Annotated in this window: 1 pseudogene; it reads left to right on the top strand. The window is 44.9% G+C overall.

What is annotated here, in order from left to right:
- Nucleotides 1–575, top strand: a pseudogene (locus R8O11_RS29905) (MBL fold metallo-hydrolase); the annotation flags it as partial.

Below are 575 nucleotides of genomic sequence, written 5' to 3'. Positions count from 1 at the left end.
CGCTTTCAACCAGCAGGACACATTTTAGGGTCTGCATATGTTGAGTTTCGTTTATCAAACAATGAGGTTGTTGTGTTCTCAGGGGATTTGGGCCCTCGTAACACGCCTCTCCTACCGGATCCGGTATCGCCTGAAAAAGCTGACTATTTGTTTATCGAGTCGACATACGGCAATAAAGTTCACGAAGATGTAGAGTCTCGCAGTAGGCGATTGCTTTCTATTATTGAGCATGCACTTCAGGATGGTGGCGTAATTGTTATACCGGCTTTTAGCGTCGGGAGAACTCAAGAGTTACTCTTTGATATAGAACAGCTTATTCATGAGCACGCTTTGCAAGATTCACTGCCTATTATTCTTGATTCTCCTTTGGCTAAAAAGGTAACTAATACCTATCGCCAATTTAAAAAGCTTTGTGGAGCAGAAGCGAAAGAGCGGCTCGAGCATCACCGACATCCTCTTGCATTTGATCAATGTATTACTGTCGAAAGCCACACTGACCATTTAAAGCTCGTGAATCGACTCGCGAGCACAGCAGAAGCTGCTATCGTAGTTGCGGCCTCAGGAATGTGTGAAGG

Source organism: Vibrio sp. 1288 (assembly GCF_033344475.1).
Note: the sequence above shows the minus strand (reverse complement) of the source record. Positions and strands in the feature narration are given on the sequence as shown.